The organism is Cupriavidus laharis, from assembly GCF_914271435.1.
GTDB classification, from domain to species: Bacteria; Pseudomonadota; Gammaproteobacteria; order Burkholderiales; family Burkholderiaceae; genus Cupriavidus; species Cupriavidus laharis.
Window position 1 is genome coordinate 755893 of record NZ_CAJZAI010000001.1, and the last position, 19556, is coordinate 775448.

Sequence of the window (19556 nt, forward strand, 5' to 3'; positions counted from 1 at the left end):
GAAGAAGATGGCAATCGAAGGCTACAGCATGGCCACGCTCGACGCATTCGTCGGCAAGGAACTCGGCGTGTCCGAGTGGGTGGAAGTCGACCAGGCGCGCATCGACGCGTTCGCGCAATGCACGGGCGACCACCAGTGGATTCACGTGGACGTGGATCGCGCGAAGCGGGAAAGCCCGTTCGGCGGCACCATTGCCCACGGCTACCTGACGCTCTCGCTCGTGGCGAGCCAGCTGACCGACATGGGCGTGGTGCCGCACGACGCGAGCGCCGCGGTGAACTACGGCCTGGAGAAGACGCGTTTCCTGACGCCGGTGAAGGCCGGGGCGCGCGTTCGCAACCGGGTGAACCTGCTTGCTGCTGAGCGCAAAGGCAACGGCCGCGTGCTGCTCAGGACGGAGAACACGGTGGAGATCGAAGGCGAGGGCAAGCCCGCGCTGGTGGCCGAGGCGCTCGCGCTGCTGGTCGCCTGAGCTTGAACAAGGCACGAACAAGGTATGAACAAGGCAGGACGAGGAGTGGCAGCATGACAGCAGCAGTGAGTACAGGGGCGCCGGCGAAGAAGGCAAAGAAGAAGGCAGCAAGCGCAGTCGTTCCGGCGGCGATCGTCGACCGTGCGCCGGCCGTGACGGGCCCGAATCCCTTCGTGGGCATGCGCCCCGAGGACCTGATGAGCACCGCGCAGCAGATCGGCGCGCAGTGCGTGCAGGAACCGACGCTGTTGCTGGAGCAGCAGACCCGGCTCGCGCAAGACCTGATGGCCGTCGTGGACGGCTCGGCGCCCGCGCCCACCACGCGCGACCGCCGCTTTGGCGATCCCGCCTGGCAGGACAACCCCTTCTATCGCATGGCCCTGCAGGGATACCAGGCGTGGCGCGATGCGTTGACCGGCTTCGTCACCCGCTCGGTGATGGACGGGCGCAGCAAGGAGCGTGCGCAGTACTTCACCGACTTGCTGATGGATGCCGTGGCGCCGACCAACACGCTGCTGGGCAATCCCGCCGCGCTCAGGAAGACGTTCGAGTCGGGCGGCCTGAGCCTGGTCAGTGGCCTGGTCAACCTGTTGACCGATACGCTGACCAACCAGGGCATGCCGTCGCAGGTGGACAAGGGCGCGTTCCGTGTCGGCAAGGACCTTGCCGCCACGCCTGGCGCGGTGGTGTTCCGCAACGATGTCCTGGAGCTGATCCAGTACACGCCAACCACCGCGAACGTTCATGCCCGGCCCCAGCTCATCGTGCCGCCGCAGGTCAACAAGTTCTACGTGTTCGACCTTGCGCCGGGCAAGAGCCTGGTCGAGCATCTGCTGCGCAACGAGCTGCAGGTGTTCATGGTGAGCTGGCGCAACCCGACTGCGGCACACCGCGACTGGAATCTCGACACCTATGTGGGCGCACTGGTCGAAGCCATCCATGCGATCCGCGATATCACGGGCAGCCCCGATGTGAACCTGCATGGCGCGTGCTCCGGCGCGATGACGATGTCGGCGCTGATGGGGTACTGCGCGGCGCGCGGCGAAAAGCTCGTGCATGCGGCCACGCTGATGGTGTCCGTGTTCGGCCTGGATTCGCAATCCCAACTGGGCCTGTTCGCGACGCCGGAAGCCATTGATGCCGCACGGCAGGGCAGCCAGGCACGCGGCGTGCTCGACGGCGAGGAACTCGGGCGCGTGTTCGCGTGGATGCGGCCGAACGACCTGGTGTGGAACTACTGGGTCAATAACTACCTGCTCGGCAAGGCGCCGCCGGCGTTCGACATCCTCTACTGGAACAACGACACCACGCGCCTGCCCGCCGGCCTGCACGGCCAGCTGCTGGACATGCTGATGCTGAACCAGCTCGCGACGCCGGGCGCGCTGCGCATCCTTGGCGAGCCCATCGACCTTTCGGCGGTGGATTGCGACAAGTACGTGGTGGCGGGCATGACCGACCACATCACGCCGTGGAAGGGGGTGTTCCGTTCGGTGCGCGCCTTCGGCGGGCAGACCGAGTTCGTACTCAGTTCCAGCGGCCATGTACAGAGCCTGATCAACCCGCCCGGCAATGCCAAGGCGAAGTTCTTCCTGAACGACGCGGAAGCGGCGGATCCCGAAGCCTGGCTCGATGGCGCCACGGCCAGCCAGGCGTCCTGGTGGGAGCACTGGGGCGAGTGGCTGAAGACGCGCTCCGGCGCCATGCACGCCGCGCCGTCCGCCCTGGGCAGCGAGCGCCACGCCCCGCTCGGCGAAGCGCCCGGACGCTATGTGACCGAGGCCTGATTCCGGCCCGTCGATTTCTGTGATGTAACCTGTAAGGAGAAGTAAAGATGGAAACCACCAATGCCGCGGGCGCAACCGCCGCGCACAAGAAGCTGTTCGACTTCGTCAAGCAGAACCGCCTGGACCCGGCCGCGATCCTGGAATCGCGCCGCAAGGACATCGAGGCGATTGCCAGCGTCAACGCCACGCTGCTGGCGGGCCTGCAATCGCTGGTGCGCCAGCAGGCCGAGTTCCTGACCGACACCGCCGCCGAACTGCAATCGCTCGCACGCCGCGGCCAGGCGGCCGACGGCGAGGCCGCGACCAAGGTCTCGGAGGTGCTGCCGCGCTCGCTGCACAAGGCCGTGGCCGGCCTGCGCGGACTGACCGACACCGTGTACAAGGCCCAGGCCGACAGCATTGCCACGGTCGGCAAGCGCCTGGCGGAAAACGTGGAAGAGGTGAAGGGCATCCTGCGCCCCAGGCAGTAAGCGCAAGGAAGCATGGCCGCCCCCGGCCATGCTTCGCCGCCAACCTCTCTGGGACGACTTGATGACAACCAACAACACCAGCATCGAAGCTGGACAGATCATGCAGACCCGCACGGTAGACCTGGACGGGCAGGCACTCAGGGTCGGCATCCGGCCCGGCAGCGGCGCGCATCCGCCGCTGCTCATCTTCAACGGCATCGGCGCCAACCTCGAACTCGTCGAGCCCTTCGTCGATGCGCTGGAGGATGTGGAGGTAATCATTTTCGACATCCCCGGCGCGGGGGGCTCCCCAGCGCCATTGCTTCCCTACCGTTTCTCCAACCTGTGCGTGATGGCCGACAAGCTGCTGTCGCACCTGGGCTATGCCGGGCCCGTCGATACGCTCGGGGTTTCCTGGGGCGGAGCACTGGCGCAGGAGTTCGCGCGGCTGTATCCGCGGCGTTGCCGGCGGCTGGTGCTCGCGGCAACTTCGCCCGGCGTCCTCATGGTGCCGGGCAGTCCCTCGGTGCTTTCGAAGATGATTGGGGTGCGGCGTTACACCGATTCGCAGTACCTGCGGCGGGTGGGGGCGGAACTCTATGGCGGAGCCTTTCGCGATGACCCCTCCTTGCTCGACGCACATGGCCGCCATATGCATCCGCCGCGCGGACGCGGCTACCTTTATCAACTGCTGGCCGCATGGGGCTGGAGCAGCCTGCCGTGGCTGGGCGCGCTGAAGCAGCGCACGCTGATCCTGCATGGCGGCGATGATCCGATCGTGCCGCTCGCCAATGCGAAGATTCTTGCGGCTTGCATCCCGGGGGCGACGCTGCATGTGTTCCGCAATGACGGTCATCTCTTTCTTGTGACGGCTGCGACCCAGACGGCGCGCGTGGTGGGGAAGTTCCTGCACGGGACGGATGCCTGAGGCCAGGCCCTGTCCCAGGATGGCGCGGCGGCGTGGCTTGGGCCGTGTCTGCATCGGCGGCCGCGTCGTCCGCGTCTCGCCGTCGTCTATTGATGTTTCCAGAATTCATGACAACGCAAAATATTCGTCGTCCCCGCGCAGGCGGGGACCCAGTGACTTTTTGTCCCCCTTCGGGGGACTTGTAAGACGCTGGATTCCCGCCTTCGCGGGAATGACGGTGGTTGCTTTGATGTTGTCGTGAAATAGGGAAAGCTCAATAGTTGGCCCGGCGCCACTCGCCGGAGTCATCGCGGACGCTTACCCTTTCACCATCCAGCCGCACTTGCTCTTCATTCACGATCCCCGAGGCCGACTGGTCAATGTCGAAGGCGATGTTGAGCGCCTGTGCGACATGCGCATCCTCGATGGGAAGCTCCCAGCTCAGGAATAGCTGCGTGCAATTCTGGTCGGCGGGGAAGTCGGTGACGTCAAAGCCGTTGCTGCCGCGTCGAATCACGCCGTGAGGCTGGCAAGTATCGAATAGCAGGACCGTACCTCGCCGCAGCGGGATGCGAAGGTCCAACGACGGAAAATGTACGTCCTGCCCCTTGTCCTCGCTCAGGAAGAGATTGCAGAAGGCCGCGCCGCCATACTGGTCCCCGTCATGGTGATACCTCGCACCGCGGCAAACCATGAGCGCTACGTCGCCCGAGGCCAGCACACCAGGTAGACCAAGCGAGCTTGTCCAATCGGACACCGCCCGCACGCAGTGCGAGTAATCCGGCCAGCGGGCTCGCGCTCGTGCCAGAGGCATCACCTCGACATCTCCCGCTTCCAGTGTCATGTGGAGCGCTATCTCCCTTGCCCAATCCGCGAGCAAACGCGCCGGCGGCTCAGGTACGTCGACGGTGCCTGACAGCACGCTGTCGCTCACGCACCGGCTGCGGATGGCGTCGCCACTCCAGAAAAAAGAGGTGAGGTGCCTGGGCCGGTGGTTCATTTGTAGCCTGCGCCGAAGTTCCGGACCTGCGCTGGAACACCAGGTCCGGGGTGGATCATTGTCCGAGGGCGTTCGATAGCGTTGCCGCTTCAGCCACCAGCAGGCGGCTGAATGTGTTCACCCTGTCTTCGGTCATGCGTACCCCCGGGCCGAAGATGCATAGCGAACCCGCGACGCGGTCCGCGCCGTTGAAGAATGGCGCGGCCAGTGCGACTGCACCTTCAATCAGTTCGTTGCGGCTGACCGCGTAGCCGCGCTGGCGAATGGCGGCCAGTTCCGCCGGATCGACGGGAGCATCGAGCGCATCCACGGCGCCACTGTCCATATGCGCGAGGATTGCGCGCCCGCTGGCGCCAAGGGCGAGCTTTTCCCGATACCCGAGGCCGCGACGGAAGCTCAGGGGCTGCACGCTTTCGATCTCTGCCACGCACACGCGGTAAGCGCCTTCCGGCACGAACAGCGCCACGGTTTCTCCCGTGGCCTCCCACAGTCGACGCAGCGGCGCTTGCGCGATATCGGCAATGCGATGGCTCGCCGCCCAGACATGAGCCAGCCGCGCCACGGATCTCCCCAGGCGGAAGCGCTGCGGCTCCCCGAACGACACAAGAAAGCCGTTGTGCTCCAGCGCATTGAGCAGGCGGTACAGCGTCGGCCGGCTCAGGTCGACCCGCCTGAGCAACTCCGCCACCGTCAGGGCTTCGTCGCCCGGACGGAACGCAAGCAGGATGTCCAGCGCACGGTCGACGGCGCGCACGCTGTCCTGGTTCTTTTCGGCTTCCATGTGATTGATTCCCGCCAATTTCAAATTTTTCATCTTCGCCATTGTATTCAAACTCGACCTTGACCTTTGTCAAATTGTCCGTAGAATGGATTCAAATCTCATCAGACGGACATCAAACAGAGGAAACGGAGATGGACAAGCAAATGTCGGAAACGTTGGTTCGCACGGGCCCTGGCACGGCGATGGGCAGCCTGATGCGTCGGTACTGGGTACCGGCACTGCTGGTCAGCGAGATCGCGGAGCCGGACTGCCCGCCGGTGCGCGTGCAGATCCTGGGCGAAAAGCTGCTGGCGTTCCGCGACACGGATGGCAAGGCGGCGCTGATCGACGAGTTCTGCTCGCACCGGGGCGTGTCGCTCTACTTCGGTCGCAACGAGGAGAACGGCATCCGCTGCGCCTATCACGGCCTCAAGTTCGACCGTGACGGCAAGTGCGTGGATGTGCCCTCGGCGCCGCAGGCCTGCAAGCACATGGGCGTCAAGGCGTATCCGTGCATCGAGCGCGCGGGCATCGTCTGGGCCTATCTGGGCCCGAAGGACAAGCAGCCCGCTCCGCCCGACGTGGAGTGGTGCAACCTGCCCGAGAGCCACGTGTATGTCTCCAAGCGGCTGCAGGAGAGCAACTACCTGCAGGCCATGGAAGGCGGCATCGACACGAGCCACGTGTCGTACGTGCACCGCTACGAGGTCGACGACGACCCCATGCACCAGGGCACCGAGGCGCTGAAGTACATCAAGGCCGACGGCAACGTGGTCTTCGAAATCGAGAAGACGCCGGTTGGCCTCACACTGTTCGGCCGCCGCAACGGTGACGAAGACACTTACTACTACCGCATCACGCAGTGGCTGTTCCCGTGGTACACGCTGATTCCGCCGTTCGGCGAGCACGCGCTCGGCGGCCACGTGTGGGTGCCCATCGACGACCACAACTGCTGGGCCTGGAGCATCAACTTCCGCCCGGACCGCCCGCTCACCGAGCAGGAACTGGCCGACATGAAGGCCGGCAAGGGCATCCACAACGAATACGAAGAAGGCACGTGGCGCACCAAGGCCAACAAGGACAACGACTACCTGATCGACCGCCAGGCACAGAAAGACAAGCGTGCGTATTCGGGGGTGTTCGGCTTTGCAGTACAGGATTCGTCGCTGCAAGAAAGCATGGGCCCGATCCAGAACCACGAGGCTGAAAAGCTGCTGCCGACCGACCGCGCGATCGTGATGTGCCGCCGCATGCTGTACGAGGCTGCGACGAACATGCAGAGCGATGTCGAGCCGCCCGCGCTGGACGCCAGCGCCCAACGCGTGCGCGCCGCCGGCGTGCTGCTGCCCAAGGACCAGAAGGCGCAGGACTGGGCGCGCGTGCACCTGGACGACGGCAAAGACCAGCCCGTCTACTCCGTGTGAGATCGCCAAGATGGAACAATCTCAACGACTCCAGGGCAAGCGGACCCTGATCACCGGCGGCGGAGGCGGCATCGGCGCCGCGACTGCCAGCTTGTTCTGCGCGGCGGGCGCTGCGGTCATGCTGGTCGATGCCAGTGCCGAGGCGCTGGCATGCACCGCCGCGGCCATCGCCGGGCAGTTTCCGGCGGCAACACTGCTGACCCTGGTGGCCAACGTGAATGACGCTGCGCAGGCCGAGCGCGCCGTGCAGCGGGCAGCGGACAAGTTCGGCGGCCTGGACGTGCTGGTGAACAACGCGGCCATGCGCAACTATTCGGCGATGGCAGATGCCACGCCGGAAGAGTGGCACGCCATGGTCGACGTCAACCTGGTGGGGACCTCGAACTATTGCAGGGCCGCGCTGCCGCTGCTGCGGGCTGCCGGGCGAGGCAGCATCGTCAGCGTCTCGTCGTGCTATGCCGTGACCGGGCGCAAGGGCATGGGCCTGTACGACGCAACCAAGGCGGGCATGCTGGCCATGACGCGCACCCTGGCTTTTGAAGAGTCTGCCAATGGCGTGCGCGCCAACGCAGTGTGCCCTGGCTCTACGCTGACGGATTTCCACGTTGGCCGTGCACAGGCTGCGGGCAAAAGCGTCGAAGTGCTCAAGACGCAGCGCCAGGATACGTCCTTGCTCGGTCGCTGGGCCTCGCCCGAAGAAATCGCCTGGCCGATCCTGTGGCTGGCCAGCGACGAGGCTTCGTTCATCACCGGCACCACGCTGATGGTGGATGGTGGCTTGCATGTGATGTAGGAGGTCGTCATGGACGCATCCCAGCTCACCGTGCGCGTCGTGCGCAGGCAGGTGGAGGCCGAAGGCATCTGCAGTTTCGAACTGGCCGACCCGGCAGGTGCGCCGCTGCCGCCGTTCTCCGCCGGCTCGCACATCGACGTGCACATTCCGGGCGACCTGACACGGCAGTATTCGCTGTGCAACCCGCCTTCCGAGCAGCACCGGTATGTGATCGCCGTGTTGAACGATGCACAGTCGCGCGGTGGCTCGCGCGCCATGCACGAGGTCGTACAAGAAGGCAGCACGCTGCAGATCAGTACACCGCGCAACCACTTCCCGCTCGAGCGGGAAGCCCGGCGGCATTTGCTGCTGGCCGGCGGCATCGGCGTCACACCGATGCTGTGCATGGCGGAGTGCCTGGCGAATGAAGGGCTCCCGTTTGCCATGCACTACTGCGCCCGCTCGCGACGCTGTGCCGCCTTTATCGAACGTCTTGCCCGCGCGCCGTATGCAGGGCAGGTGACGTGCCATTTCGATGACGAAGACCCGGCGCAAAGGCTCGACATCCAGGCCCTGCTGGCCGCGGCCGGTGCCGATGTGCATCTGTATGTCTGTGGCCCCAAAGGATTCATGGACGCCGTGCTGGAGACCGCTCGCCGGCTGGGCTGGGCAGAGGATCGCCTGCACTACGAGTTCTTTGCCGCCAGCGTCGATACCACCGGCGGCGCCTTCGAAGTGAAGCTCGCCAGCTCCGGCAAGACCGTTGCCGTGCCGGCGGGGCAGACCGTAGCGGAAGCGCTTGCCGACGCCGGCGTGGAAGTGCCGGTGTCCTGCGGACAGGGTATCTGCGGCACCTGCCTGGTGCGCGTGCTCGAAGGTGAACCCGACCATCGTGACCTGTACCTCTCGCCCGAGGAGCAGGCCAGGAACGACCAGTTCACCCCGTGCTGCTCACGCGCCAGGTCGCCAACGCTGGTGCTTGATCTTTGAGCCGGACCCGGTGACGGCAGGTAAGTGCCGCCGGTTGAAACAATGCAGCCAGAAGAGCGGGCAACGGAACCGCCGTCCGAAAAACATTTCCGGACACCTGTACCCGATACACCTGATACTACGCGGAGCGCACCCAAACAGGCGCCCGCGACGGAGGAGACCATGAAGACAAGCCTCTCGATGACGGAGAGCGCGGCCGACGCCGCATCGTCCGCGCAGGCCGATACGTCACGTTACCGCTGGGTGGTGCTGGCGGTCGTGTGGGCAGCGTTCCTGCTGAGCTATGTGGATCGCGTGGCGTGGAGCAGCGTCGCCGCGCCGGTGGGTCATTCACTCGGCCTGACCGTGTCGATGCTCGGCGCTTTCATCACCGCGTTCTACATCGGCTATGTGCTCGCCAATATCGCGGGCGGCATCCTGACCGATGTGCTCGGCGGCCGTGCCACGCTGACCCTGGCTCTCGTGCCGCTGGGCGTGTTCACCTTCTGCTTTGGCTTTGCGCATAGCTTGTGGTCGGGCATCGCCATCCAGTTCGCGATGGGCCTGGCCGCCGGCGCGGACTATTCGGCCGGCATGAAGATCATCGCGGCGTGGTTCCGCAAAGACCGTGGCCGGGCGATGGGGCTGTACACCACGGCCACGTCGCTGGCCGTGGTGATCACGAATGCCACCGTGCCAACGATTTCGCAGTGGTATGGCTGGCAAAACGCCTTCCGCCTGCTTGGCGGCATTACCCTGGCGTGTGCGGCTGTCGCCTGGTTCGTCTTGCGCGACGCTCCCGAAGGAGAGCCGCCGCTTGCGTGCATCAAGGCTGCCGACATTCTGGCGTTGCTCAAGAGCCGCAACCTCATCCTGCTTGCCATCGCCGGTTGTGGCGGCTTGTGGGCCACCGTTGGCTTCGGCGCATGGGGCAATGCGCTGATGACCAAGCAGTACGGCATTTCTCCGGTCACCGCGGGTTCGATTGCAGCGACTTTCGGCATTGGCGCCGTCATCGCGAAGCCGGTGCTGGGATGGCTTTCTGACATGCATAGCCATGCGCGCAAGCGGATCTCGATCCTGTGTTTGTCTGCTTTTGCCGTGATGTTGATGGTCTTCGGGCAAAGCTCCACGGTCACGCAGTTTTACTTGCTCGCTCCCCTGCTGGGCGCTGTGGGATTCGGTTATACACCCGTGCTCATGGCCCAGGTCAGCGATGCATCCGGCCGCAACTCCGCCGGCGCCGGCGCAGGCCTGACCAATGCCATCTGGCAATCCGGCAGTGCCATGTCGCCGCTCGTGGTGGGCTACTTCTATGCGCAGACACATTCGTTTTCGGTTGCGCTGCTGACACTGGCGGTCGGACCGGTGGTGGCGGTGGCAGCGCTTTCGCTGCTGTCCAGCCGGCCGCAGCAGTAGGGAGTTCACGGAGAACGAGGGCTTTGGAAAAAACGGCCGCGCCGGAGTTCACCCCGGCGCGGCCGAAACGAGCATAGGTACTGAAGTCCGCTCAGAACTTGTGCCGGATCCCCATTGCCACGCCCAGCATGCTGCTCTGCCCGTTGGCCAGGGCATAGCTGTTGCCCGTGGCAAGGCTGGTGGCGTAGAAGTTGGACACCGAGTCGAGTGCCAGGCCCGCGTTCTTGGAGTAAGCCGTGCTCAGGTACACATCGGTACGCTTGGAGAACGCGTAGTTCGCGATAAACGCGACCTGCCAGGGATTGGCAAGGCCGGTATTGCCGAACTGGTTCTTGAGGTTGTCGTAGTCGTACTCGAGCGACAGGCCGATCGCCGGCGTCACCTGGTAGGCGGCGCCGATCCAGTAGAAATCGTCACGCTGGACCAGGACGTCCGCTGCATTCTTGTTCTGACCCCAGCGGTAACCACCCATGATCTTGGCCGGCCCGTAGGCATAGCTTGCCGCGACCACTGCCTTCTTGGCCGTGCCGTTGCCGGTGCCAATGGTCGGATTCCACTGGTCATAGCCAACAGTCACGCCGAACGGGCCGGTCGCGTAGGCCAGGGCTGCACCGTACGCGCTGTCGCGGCGGAACTGGCCCGGGACTTCGCCGTTGCCGCCGATCGGCGTTGCCACGCCGATGAAGGGCGGCAGGGCCAGGCCGGTGCCGAACGACCAGTGGGCCAGTGCCGTTACCGGGCCGAACTGGCCGCTGTACTTGACCGTGTTGTCTTCACGGAAGTTCGCGCCGGTCAGCAGCGCAGCCGGCTCGTACTGCGTGGCATAGGCACCCGGCACGAAGTTGGCGAGCGCTTCAAACATCGAGGTGTACTGGCGGCCGAGCGTGACCTGGCCGAAGGTGGCGCTCTGCACGCCTACATACGCCTGGCGACCGAACAGGCGGCTTTGCTGCTGCAGGGCGCCGTTATCCAGGCTGAAGCCGTTTTCGAGCACGAACAGCGCCTTCACGCCGTTGCCGAGATCCTCGGTGCCGCGCAGACCCCAGCGGGACCCGGAGACGCCACCCGAATCCATGCGGTAGACGTTGTGGGACGGGCCGGAGTTGAACTGGTTGGCAGCCTGTGGGATGGCGCCGACGTGGTTGACGTATTCGACGTTGATGTCAGCCACGCCGTAAAGCGTGACTGTCGATTGCGCGAACGCACTTCCAGAACAGGCAAGCAATGCGGCTACGGCCATGCTCCTGAGCTTCATGGGGCAAATCTCCTTCTTCTTCCTTTGGGTTGTGATGCGGGTGTTCCCGTCGAAATGGGTGCTGCTGGTTACTGCATCGGGGGTGCTGGCCCGAATGGGCCCTTGCGGTCTGCAGCCGGCTTCTTGTGGGCCGGCGTCAGTTCATGCGGAGCAGCTGGTCGATCAGCGCCGTGGCGCGCGGCCACGGCCCGTAGCCGGCGGCCGGATTGAGGTGGCCGACCTCGCCGAGGTCGACAAGCTCGCTGCCCCAGTCGCTCGCCATCTGCGCGGCGCGCTCGTACTTCGCCAGCGGATCGTTGCGGCTTGCCGCCAGGATGCTGGGGAAGGGCAGCGGCTGGCGCGGCACGGGCAGCCAGCCATGCTCGGCCAGTGCTTCCTTTTGCGGATAGCCGGCCGGCATCGGGCTTTCGAGATCGGCCGGCGTGGCCAGCAGCGCGGCCCGGATCTTGCGGTGGTGCTGTGCAGCCCAATGCACGGTGATCATCACACCGGCGCTGTGTGCGACCAGCACCACGGGGCCGTCGATGTCCGCGAGTGCGGCATCCAGCGCTGCCACGCGGGCAGCGCGGCTCAGCTTGTCGTGTTCCAGCGGTGGCACGGACCGGGCGTTCGGCAGTTGCGCCTGGAGCAGGGTCTGCCAGTGCTCGGCCACGTGGTCGCGCAGACCGGGAACCAGCAGGACGGTGGTGTCGGGGGTGAGACTCATCGGAATTCCAGAAAAACCAGGGGATCAGGTGTTGGCTTGCTGTGCGTCGCGCTGGCGTTCCAGTCGCTGCAGGTCAGCCGTGTAGTAGCGGCGGCCGGCGATGAAGCACACCGCGGCGAGCAGGCCGGTCAGCGGAATCCACTGCAGCGCGCCCAGCAGGCCGATGCGGTCGGCGAGCACGCCGGTGACGAAGGGGCCCGGCGCCAGGCCCAGCAGGTTGTTGGCCAGCGTGAGCGTGGCGAATGCGGTGGCGTGGATAGCCGGATGGGTCAGGTTGGCAACCACGGCGCTGGCCGGGCCTGCCGTGCCGCCGACCAGCAGCATGCCAGCAGCGATCAGGGTGAGCTGCGCCGTACCGGCCGGCAGGCGGAAGGCCACGGCCAGCAGCGCGCAGCAGGTGATGCTGTAGGCAATCGCCATCAGCCATTTGCGTGCAGGGCAACGGCGGGCGACCCAGTCGGTCAGCGCGCCGCACGCAACCATGCCGACGCCGGCTGCCAGGACAAAGGCGGCAGCGGTCACGCCTGCTCGATCGGTGGCCATGCCGTAGTAGCGCGACAGGTAGCTGGGCATCCACGCAAGCAGGGCGCCCATGACGAGCAGTTGCAGCGCGCTGCCAACGTAGGCACAGAGGATCGATCGTGCCGAGAACAGGGCGGACAGCAGCGGGCGCAGGGACAGGCTTTCGCGGCGCGTTTCGGTGGGAGCGTCCTCACCGAGCGCGACGCGTTGAGCTTTCAGGCGCGGTTCGGTGATGAGGGTGCGATAGATGACCACCAGCACCAGACCGAAGATCGCCATGCCCGCGAACGCCCAGCGCCAGCCGAACTGGGCCGACAGCGCGCCGCCGGCCGCCATGCCCAGCACCGAGCCGAATGCGCCGCCGGCGATAAAGGCGGAACTGAGGCTGGCGCGCAGGTGGCGCGGGAATACCGATAGCACCACGGCGATGCCCACGCTGCCGTAGGCCGCTTCGCCGATGCCGACGCACAGCCGGGCGATGAACATTTCGCCGAAGTTATTGGCCAGCGCGCAGCCCAGCGTGGCCAGGCTCCAGAGCGCGGCCATCAGCGTCAGGCTCCTGACACGGCCCCAGCGGTCCGCAAGGATCGACAGCGGAAACGTGAGCAGGCCGACCATCAGTGCGACGATGCCGCCCAGTGCGCCCAGTTCGGTATCGGTGAGGGCCCATTCGGCCTTCAGTAGCGGGAATACTGCGTTGAGCACCTGGCGCGACATATAGTCCGACAGCAGCAGGCCAAAACTCAGGGCGAAGACCAGCCATGGATAAAAACGGGATGCGGCAGCGGTCTGCTTGCCGGTCATCATGGCGGGATGGGTGGAATGTTGTCCAAGCATGAATGCCTCTCTTGTAAGACTTGATCGCGCTCCCGGCAATGCCGGCAGGCCATCGCCGCTGGTTGCCCGGGCTCTTGACATGGCCTCGGTCGCGACTGGCGAAGTATCGGGGATTGGCGGGTCGCGGTTTGACTATGCGGGACAACCTGTTTGCATCTCGGGACAGTCGGGGAAAACGCGTAGGGCGTGAACAGGTGCTTTTTTCCTGTGCGGGAAGGGCACTCCGAACGGAGGCGCCCCTCCTGTGGCGATACCGTGTTTCCCCCATATTAGGCAGGCGCGTGGCGTCTGGCCCGGAACAAGCCAGCGCGTGCAATCTTGCCGATGAAACGGGGCTGCCACCAATGCCTGGCGCATGCCGCTAGGCGTTTCCCGACAACAGTTCGCGGCGCCGGACGGGGGCCTGCGCCTTGCGTTGTTGCAGGCAGAAATTGCAAATGTGGCCGCGACGCACTATGGTCGTATCGGGACTGCCACCAGCACTGCTGTACCGGGCCGCAGCGGCACGGTCACCGTACCTGTCTCAGTCCGCTGAATTCAGCCGGGAGAGTCGCCATGCGTGTGTGGGGGAGGGGGCTGGTCCATGCGGTCTGGGGCGTGCTCGTAGCCTGCCTGATGGCAGGCGCGGGCCAGGCCATTGCGCAACAACAGGCACAAGCGCCAACATTCAAGCCCGAGGAACTTGAGGCGCTGGTGGCGCCCATTGCGCTCTATCCGGATTCGGTGCTGTCGCAGGTGCTGATGGCTTCCACCTATCCGCTGGAAATCGTGCAGGCTGCGCGCTGGGTCAAGGCCAACCCGAAGGTCAAGGGCGACGATGCGGTCAAGGCCGTGGCCGACCAGCCGTGGGACGTCAGCGTCAAGTCGCTGGTCGCATTTCCGCAGGCGCTGGAGCCGATGAACGACAAGCTCGACTGGACCCAGAAGCTCGGCGATGCCTTCCTGGCGCAGGAATCGGACGTGCTTGCCGCGGTGCAGCGGTTGCGCGCAAAGGCGCAGCAGTCTGGCAACCTGAAGTCGAACGAGCAGCAGCAAGTGACCGTCGAACAGGGCACGGTATCGGGGCAACCGGGGCAGACCATCGTCAAGATCGAGCCGGCCAATCCGGAAGTCATCTACGTGCCGTCCTACAACCCGACCGTGGTGTACGGGTCATGGGGGTATCCGTCCTATCCGCCGTATTACTGGCCGCCGTATCCGGCGTACTATCCGGGCGCCGCGCTGGCCACCGGCTTTGCCTGGGGCGTTGGCCTGGCGGCGGCGGGGGCGATCTTCGGTGGTTGTAACTGGGGTGGCGGCGACGTCAATGTCAACGTCAACCGCGCCACCAATATTGACCGCAACTTCAACGCCTCCAAGGTTCAGGGCGGCAAGTGGCAGCACGATGCCAGCCATCGCAAGGGCGTGGCCTACCGGGACAATGCTTCGCGCGAGAAATTCGGCCGCAATGTGCCCGGCGCGGATCGGCGCAATGATTTCCGTGGCCGGGAGGGTGCCGGAGACCGGCAGGGTCTTGGCGATCGTGGCGGCGTGGGTGACCGGGGCGGCGTTGGCGATCGTGGCGGTGTGGGTGACCGGGGCGGCGTTGGCGATCGTGGCGGTGTGGGTGACCGGGGCGGCGTTGGCGATCGTGGCGGTGTGGGTGACCGGGGTGGCGCCGGCGATCGTGGTGGTGCAGCGAATCGGGGCGGCGACCGTGCCGGCGTTTCGGACCGGGCGGGTACGGGGGATCGCGGTGGATTCTCGGGTGGCGGAGAGCGCGGCGCCGCGGCCGGTGCCGCAACCCGCACGTCGACGGCGAATCGGGGTGGGGGGCGCGATAGCGCGTTCCAGGGAGTCGGTGGCGGTGGTGCGTCGCAGCGTGATTTTGATCGGGGCCGCAGCAGCCTGCAATCGTCGCCGGCCAACCGCGGGGGCGGGGGATTCAGTGGCGGTGGCGGCGGACGTGGGGGCGGGTTTGGCGGTGGCGGAGGTCGCGGCGGTGGCGGCGGCCGTGGCGGTGGTGGCAGGCGCTGAACGGGGAGAACGGCCATGATCAAGCCACTTGTCTTTTCCGGTATGCCGCTTGCGGCCCGGTGCCGCCAGATTGCCTTCGCGCTGGCCATGGTCGCTGGCGGCGCAGGGGTCGCGCATGCTCAGCAGACCTTTTCCACGGCCGACGAAGCGATGGCCGCCTTTGGGACCGCGGTCGAGAGCAACAACGACGCAGCCATGAAGAAGATCTTCGGTGACAGGTTCCAGAAGCTGATTCCACCGGTCGGTGCTGACATCCGTACCCGGTTCCTGACTGCCTGGGGCGCTTCCCACACGGTGCAGTCCGTGGATGACCAGCATGCGCGCATCGCCGTCGGTACGGATGGATGGACGCTGCCTGTCCCGTTGGTCAAGACCGCGCAGGGCTGGCGCTTCGACACGGTCGCCGGCCTGGATGAGATGCGCGTGCGCCAGATCGGGCGCAACGAGCTGGCGGTCATGCAGACCTTGCTGGCCATCCACGATGCCCAGGTCGAGTATGCGCTGGTCGACCACGACGGCAGTGGCGTGCTCGCCTATGCCGCGAAGCTGGCCAGTTCGCCCGGCAAGCAGGACGGCCTGTACTGGCCAACCCCGCCGGGAGAGAAGCCAAGCCCGCTGGGCGAGGCGTTCCTGACCGCCGGCAAGCGCGGTGCCGGGGCCGAAGGCTACTACGGCTACCACTACAAGCTGCTCACGAAGCAGGGCGCGAGCGCTCCGGGCGGGGCCTTTGATTATCTGGTGCGGGGCAAGCTGTTCGGCGGATTCGCCGTGATCGCATGGCCGGTCCGCTATGGCCAGACCGGCGTGAAGACCTTCATGGTCAGCCATGCGGGCGAAGTGTTCGAGCGCGACCTTGGCACCGACACCGCGACCAAGGCGGCGGCGACGACCTCATTCGATCCGGGGGCGGGCTGGACCAAGGTGGCACCATGAAACGCGTTCTGCTGGCCGTGCTTGCTGCCATCCTGCTGGTCCTGCAAGGCTGCACCTACTATGGCGTGCCGGCCACGGCACCGGCGAATTTCGACCGTTCCTTCGATGCCGCGGCGGGCGCCATGCGCGACGAGGGCGTCGCGGTCAGCTTGCAGGACCGCGCAAGCGGCTCCATCGCCGGGAATGCCGGCAATACGGTGATCCGGGCCAGCGTGATGCGGCAGGCTGACGGCTCGGTGCGCGTGCAGTTCGATTCGAGCGATTCGCGGGACCCGGGCCTGCTTGGGCGTATATCCCAGCGCTACGATCGCCGCATGGGCCGCTGAGTCCCGCAAGGGAACGTGCGGCCGGTCCGCTCCAATGAAAAAGGGGTACCAGCGCGCGCTGGTACCCCTTCATGGCCGACAGGCTGGCCGAGGCTTACGCTTCGCTCGGTGCGGCCGCGCCAACGATGTTGAAGCCGCCATCGACATAGGTGATCTCGCCGGTGACGCCGCTGGCCAGGTCGGACAGCAGGAACGCCGCGACATTGCCGACTTCCTCGATGGTCACGTTGCGGCGCAGCGGGGCCGAGGCCTCGAAAGCGCTGAGCAGCTTGCCGAAGTCCTTGATGCCGGACGCAGCCAGCGTCTTGATCGGGCCGGCCGAAATGCCGTTGGCACGGATGCCGCGCGGGCCAACCGAGGCCGCCAGGTAGCGCACGCTGGCTTCCAGCGCGGCCTTGGCGAGGCCCATGGTGTTGTAGTTGGGAACCACGCGCTCGGCGCCGAGGTAGGTCAGCGTCAGCAGCGAGGCATTGTCCGCCAGCATCGGCAGCGCGGCCTTGGCCAGTGCCGGGAAGCTGTAGGCGGAGATGTCATGCGCGATGCGGAAGCCTTCGCGCGACAGGCCTTCCAGGAAATCGCCGGAAATGGCTTCACGCGGGGCGAAGCCGATCGAGTGCACCAGGCCGTCGAGCTTTTCCCAGCGCTGGCCCAGGCCGGCGAAGGTCGCGGCGATCTGCTCGTCGCTGCCGACATCGCATTCGAAGACGAGGTCGGTGCCGAATTCCTTGGCAAAGTCGCTGATCCGGTCCTTGAACCGTTCGCCGACGTAGGTGAAGGCGAGTTCGGCGCCTTCGCGTTTGCAGGCCGATGCGATGCCATAGGCGATCGAACGGTTCGATAGCAAGCCGGTGATGAGGATCCGCTTACCTGCCAGAAATCCCATAAGTTCTCCAAGGTGGTCAAGGTGATGCATGGGGCACGCTTCCTGCGTCGGCCCTGCGGCCGGGGGCATGCCCTCGGTGTCCGACGGCCGTTTTATTGCGCCGTGTAGAGGGAATGTCCGGATGGCTGGAGCCTACCCGAACGCATGTAAAATTGTCTCACAACTTGGCCCGGCCGCAGAACGCCGGACCCCAGAGGTCAAATTGGAGGAATCCAGCGGGATGCCTATTCAAGCACGTTGGCCGCTTCAGGCGGCATGGCAGTGCTTCCGTCGGGACGCAGTACTGCGGGTTGGGCTGGCGCTGGCGCTGGCGGCGGGGATTCCCGCAACGGCGAATGCGGCGCATGGCTTTGCCCTGCACGGAAATCTCAAATACCCGGCCGATTTCAAGCATTTCGATTATGTCAATCCAGACGCTCCGGTAGGCGGCACCCTGACGCTTGCCAACCCGGACCGCCGCACGAGTTTCGACAAGTTCAATCCGTTCACGCTGAAGGGTACCGCTGCGCCGGGGCTGAACGCCCTGATGTTCGAGTCGCTGCTGATCAGCAGTGCCGATGAAACCGCCAGCGCGTACGGCTTGCTGGCCGACGATGTCACGGTGGCGCCCGATGAACTGTCCGTCGTCTTCCATATCCGGCCCGAAGCGCGCTTCTCCAATGGCGACCCGGTGCTGGCTTCGGACGTCAAGTATTCCTACGACATGCTGATGAGCAAGGCGTCCAGCCCGGGCTACCGCAGCATGTGCATGGACGTGAAGTCGGTGGTGGTTACGGGCGAACGCAGCGTGCGCTTCGACTTCAAGCAGCGCAACCGCGAGCTGCCGCTGATCGTCGGATCACTCCCCGTGTTCTCGAAGAAGTGGACACAGACCGTGTCGTTCGAGAAGCTGACCTTCGAAGAACCGGTGACCAGCGGCCCATACATCATCGACCGCTATGACGCGGGCCGCGGGATCATTTTCAAGCGCGACCCGAACTACTGGGGCAAGAGGCTGGCGGTGCGGCGCGGCACCTTCAATTTCGAGCGCGTCGTGTACCGGCTCTACAAGGACGAAACCGCCAAGCTGGAAGCCTTCAAGGCGGGCGAGTTCGACGCGATCGTCGAATACCGCGCCAAGAACTGGGCCAAGAGCTACCAGGGTACCCGCTTCAGCAAGGGCGACCTGATCAAGACGGAGTTCCCGCACCGCAACGGCGCCGGCATGCAGGGCTTCGTCATGAATATGCGCAAGCCGATTTTCAAGGACGTGCGGGTCCGGCAGGCCCTGATCCTCGCGCTCGATTTCGAATGGCTCAACCGCCAGCTCTTCTATGGCGCATACAAGCGCCTGGACAGCTGGTTTTCCAACAGCGAACTCGCGGCCAGCGCTACCTTCGACGGCAAGCCCGGGCCGGGCGAGCTGAACCTGCTCGAGCCGATGCGCGTGAAGCTGCCGCCCGAGGTTTTCGGTCCCGATGTCGTGCAGCCGACCACCAACCCGCCGCGTTCCCTGCGGGACAACCTGCGCGAAGCGCGCCGCCTGCTGGCACAGGCGGGCTGGACCTATACCGACGATGCGCTGCGCAACGCCAAGGGCGAGCCGATGGTGTTCGAGTTCCTTGACGACGGCGGCGCCATGAGCCGGGTGATCACCACCTATGTCCGCAATCTCGAAAAGCTCGGCATCCAGGTGAACCAGCGCACCACCGACTACGCGCTGTACCAGAAGCGGCTCGAGGACTTCGACTTCGACATGGTATCGATCCGCTTCCCCGATTCGCAGAGCCCTGGCAACGAACTGCGCGACCGGTTCGCGAGCGAGGCCGCCGACACGCCGGGATCCGACAACCTGTTCGGGTTGAAGTCGCCGCAGGTGGACCAGCTCGTGGACAATGTCCTGCATGCCAACACGCGTGAAGAACTCGTCACAGCGGGCCGGGCGCTGGACCGGGTGCTGATGCATGGGTACTACATCGTGCCGAACTGGTACAGTGCGTCGCATCGGGTGGCGTACCGCAAGGAATTGAAATACCCCGAGCGCCTGCCTTATTACTACACGGCCGAAGGCTGGATTCTGAGCAACTGGTGGCGCACGGATACTGTCCCGCCATCCGCGGCTCGCTGAAGAAAGGGGACAGCC

The 19556-nt window shown here is 65.4% G+C and carries 18 protein-coding genes; 12 read left to right on the forward strand and 6 right to left on the reverse strand.

Annotated features, from left to right (window positions below; genetic code table 11):
- Positions 1–7 precede the first annotated feature (7 nt).
- The 4 genes from LDO29_RS03490 (at position 8) to phaZ (ending at position 3633) form a co-directional block, all read left to right on the forward strand.
- Complete coding sequence (locus LDO29_RS03490) at positions 8–472, forward strand: MaoC family dehydratase (RefSeq protein WP_224078388.1); 465 nt, start codon at positions 8–10, stop codon at positions 470–472.
- A gap of 53 nt (positions 473–525) precedes the next feature.
- Positions 526–2256, forward strand: coding sequence for an alpha/beta fold hydrolase (locus LDO29_RS03495; protein WP_396022618.1), 1731 nt, complete (start codon positions 526–528; stop codon positions 2254–2256).
- Between the two features lie 47 nt (positions 2257–2303).
- Positions 2304–2726: a phasin family protein gene (locus tag LDO29_RS03500; protein WP_224078389.1), complete on the forward strand. Its 423-nt coding sequence runs from the start codon at positions 2304–2306 to the stop codon at positions 2724–2726.
- 61 nt (positions 2727–2787) lie between these two features.
- On the forward strand, positions 2788–3633 hold the full coding sequence (gene phaZ / locus LDO29_RS03505) for a poly(3-hydroxyalkanoate) depolymerase (RefSeq protein WP_224078456.1): 846 nt from the start codon (positions 2788–2790) through the stop codon (positions 3631–3633).
- Between the two features lie 253 nt (positions 3634–3886).
- Here the strand turns inward: phaZ and LDO29_RS03510 are convergent, their stop codons facing one another.
- Positions 3887–4612, reverse strand: coding sequence for a hypothetical protein (locus tag LDO29_RS03510; RefSeq protein WP_224078390.1), 726 nt, complete (start codon positions 4610–4612; stop codon positions 3887–3889).
- A 55-nt stretch (positions 4613–4667) separates the two neighbouring features.
- Positions 4668–5393 (reverse strand): IclR family transcriptional regulator, encoded by a 726-nt coding sequence (locus LDO29_RS03515; RefSeq protein WP_224078391.1) that lies wholly within the window; start codon positions 5391–5393, stop codon positions 4668–4670.
- A gap of 131 nt (positions 5394–5524) precedes the next feature.
- On the opposite strand from LDO29_RS03515, the gene LDO29_RS03520 reads away from it, so the two are divergent.
- The 4 genes from LDO29_RS03520 to LDO29_RS03535 all read left to right on the forward strand — a co-directional run bounded on the left by LDO29_RS03520 (position 5525) and on the right by LDO29_RS03535 (position 9956).
- Positions 5525–6796 (forward strand): aromatic ring-hydroxylating dioxygenase subunit alpha, encoded by a 1272-nt coding sequence (locus tag LDO29_RS03520; RefSeq protein WP_224078392.1) that lies wholly within the window; start codon positions 5525–5527, stop codon positions 6794–6796.
- A gap of 10 nt (positions 6797–6806) precedes the next feature.
- A complete protein-coding gene (locus LDO29_RS03525; RefSeq protein ID WP_224078393.1) occupies positions 6807–7589 on the forward strand; it encodes an SDR family NAD(P)-dependent oxidoreductase in 783 nt (260 codons plus the stop codon).
- A 9-nt stretch (positions 7590–7598) separates the two neighbouring features.
- A complete protein-coding gene (locus tag LDO29_RS03530; protein ID WP_224078394.1) occupies positions 7599–8558 on the forward strand; it encodes a PDR/VanB family oxidoreductase in 960 nt (319 codons plus the stop codon).
- A 162-nt stretch (positions 8559–8720) separates the two neighbouring features.
- A complete protein-coding gene (locus tag LDO29_RS03535) occupies positions 8721–9956 on the forward strand; it encodes an MFS transporter (protein ID WP_224078395.1) in 1236 nt (411 codons plus the stop codon).
- A 91-nt stretch (positions 9957–10047) separates the two neighbouring features.
- Here LDO29_RS03535 and LDO29_RS03540 read toward each other — a convergent pair whose 3' ends face one another.
- The 3 genes from LDO29_RS03540 to LDO29_RS03550 form a co-directional block, all read right to left on the reverse strand.
- Positions 10048–11211: a porin gene (locus tag LDO29_RS03540; RefSeq protein WP_224078396.1), complete on the reverse strand. Its 1164-nt coding sequence runs from the start codon at positions 11209–11211 to the stop codon at positions 10048–10050.
- A gap of 136 nt (positions 11212–11347) precedes the next feature.
- Positions 11348–11917 carry an RBBP9/YdeN family alpha/beta hydrolase gene (locus LDO29_RS03545; protein ID WP_224078397.1) on the reverse strand — a complete coding sequence of 190 codons (570 nt, stop codon included), beginning with the start codon at positions 11915–11917 and terminating at the stop codon, positions 11348–11350.
- A 24-nt stretch (positions 11918–11941) separates the two neighbouring features.
- On the reverse strand, positions 11942–13276 hold the full coding sequence (locus LDO29_RS03550) for an MFS transporter (protein ID WP_224078398.1): 1335 nt from the start codon (positions 13274–13276) through the stop codon (positions 11942–11944).
- A 555-nt stretch (positions 13277–13831) separates the two neighbouring features.
- On the opposite strand from LDO29_RS03550, the gene LDO29_RS03555 reads away from it, so the two are divergent.
- The 3 genes from LDO29_RS03555 to LDO29_RS03565 are packed head-to-tail and all read left to right on the forward strand — an operon-like array spanning position 13832 to position 16551.
- The gene (locus LDO29_RS03555) at positions 13832–15292 is read left to right on the forward strand and encodes a DUF3300 domain-containing protein (protein WP_396022619.1); all 1461 of its coding nucleotides are present in this window, start codon (positions 13832–13834) and stop codon (positions 15290–15292) included.
- Between the two features lie 15 nt (positions 15293–15307).
- On the forward strand, positions 15308–16225 hold the full coding sequence (locus LDO29_RS03560) for a DUF2950 domain-containing protein (RefSeq protein ID WP_224078399.1): 918 nt from the start codon (positions 15308–15310) through the stop codon (positions 16223–16225).
- Entirely contained in the window at positions 16222–16551 is a 330-nt protein-coding gene (locus LDO29_RS03565; RefSeq protein WP_224078400.1) for a hypothetical protein, read from the forward strand. The genes LDO29_RS03560 and LDO29_RS03565 overlap by 4 nt, the downstream gene beginning before the upstream one ends.
- Before the next feature lie 94 nt (positions 16552–16645).
- Here LDO29_RS03565 and fabI read toward each other — a convergent pair whose 3' ends face one another.
- The gene (gene fabI / locus LDO29_RS03570) at positions 16646–17434 is read right to left on the reverse strand and encodes an enoyl-ACP reductase FabI (protein ID WP_224078401.1); all 789 of its coding nucleotides are present in this window, start codon (positions 17432–17434) and stop codon (positions 16646–16648) included.
- 220 nt (positions 17435–17654) lie between these two features.
- Between fabI and LDO29_RS03575 the strand changes: the two genes are divergently transcribed.
- Positions 17655–19541, forward strand: coding sequence for an extracellular solute-binding protein (locus LDO29_RS03575; RefSeq protein ID WP_224078402.1), 1887 nt, complete (start codon positions 17655–17657; stop codon positions 19539–19541).
- Positions 19542–19556: the final 15 nt, after the last annotated feature.